The organism is Tumebacillus flagellatus (assembly GCF_000714935.1).
GTDB lineage: Bacteria > Bacillota > Bacilli > Tumebacillales > Tumebacillaceae > Tumebacillus > Tumebacillus flagellatus.
This window is the reverse complement of record NZ_JMIR01000088.1, coordinates 1-1,086: the sequence shown is the minus strand read 5'-3', so window position 1 is coordinate 1,086 and position 1,086 is coordinate 1. Positions and strand designations below refer to the sequence as shown.

Here is a 1,086-nt window from a genome sequence, read left to right as displayed (position 1 = left end):
CGGAATTTTGAACAGATGCTTGAAGCGGTAGATCGGTGTCGGACTCATGCCCCCTCGCCCCCTTCCTGATTTTTCGGAAATCCGATTTCGTCGGCAAGGAGATCACAGAATGCGGAGTCATCGCAATCCTCGTCCCCATACGCCCCGATCCACATAGAGGCGATTTCAGAGAGCCGCCCAGAAAGCCGACCTTTCTCTTGCAATGTCTCAACAATGCTGAAAGCGATATCCAAATCCCAGAAGCCGGTATAGTGGAGCGTCAGCACCGACCAGAGTTCTTTGTGGTCCTCCTGCTTACGGGCGCGTTCTTTAAGCACGTGGTTCTCAACATCCAACTTGATGACGAGAGAATACATCGCCCCTTGCCCTTTCTCTAATGCCGCGTACCCAGACAGTAGCGTGTCGATGTCGTCCACCATCTCTTGAAATGTCACCGGATCGGCACTCTCAAGTTCAGGTCGCAAGTGGCTATTTTTATAACCCCGCGAATCTTTCCAAACGCTTCCAACCGGTCCGATGATTTCGCGACGGCGGCGGATGTCGTGGAGGTTTTTTAAGCTGAGGATGTTCGCCATCTCCTCGGGCGCTTCAATGTACTGTTCCAGTTGCTCTGCGATTTTGATGACTTGGTCGTCGCTGATCTTCATCCCTGCTCGACCTCCTCCTCGATGTCCGGCTTCTCCATGCCAATGGCGGCACGGATTTGGTCGATGTACATCTTGGACTTCTGGCGAAACTCGGTCCCTTCTGCCGACCAAGCGTGCCACGCCGTCCAGAAGTCCGTTCGGTCGGGGTCGATCCAGCAGTACGACTTGCAGATGAGGTCTTCCATTGCGTTGAACAGATCGTACTCGTCGAAGTCTGCCTCTGCGTCGTCGTACTTTGCGATCAACGATCGGATCGGGGCGGTCTGGACTTGCTTCTCCTGCTCCGCGATGCGCGCGGCCTGCTCCGCATTCAGCAGCAAGATGGCTTGCACTCCGTAGCGTGCCGCGTTCGTCGTGTTGATCGTGGCTCTGGCATTGGCTTTGATCATTTCGGCCGCAGGGGTACTGTTTTGCGTCAGGAGATTGATGATCGTTTGTT

At 54.6% G+C, this 1,086-nt stretch carries 2 protein-coding genes; both read right to left on the bottom strand.

Translation table 11 applies throughout. The annotated features are described in order from the left end of the window. Window positions 1-44: 44 nt before the first annotated feature. On the bottom strand, window positions 45-647 hold the full coding sequence (locus tag EL26_RS23070) for a hypothetical protein (RefSeq protein ID WP_038094851.1): 603 nt from the start codon (window positions 645-647) through the stop codon (window positions 45-47). Then, window positions 644-1,086: hypothetical protein (locus EL26_RS25715; RefSeq protein ID WP_038094849.1), on the bottom strand; the 443-nt coding region annotated here is incomplete at its 5' end. The genes EL26_RS23070 and EL26_RS25715, both read right to left, overlap by 4 nt.

Coding starts and splice junctions, on each gene's coding strand:
- EL26_RS23070 (WP_038094851.1), bottom strand. CDS start 647: ATGAAGATCAGCGACGACCAAGTCATCAAAATCGCAGAGCAACTGGAA.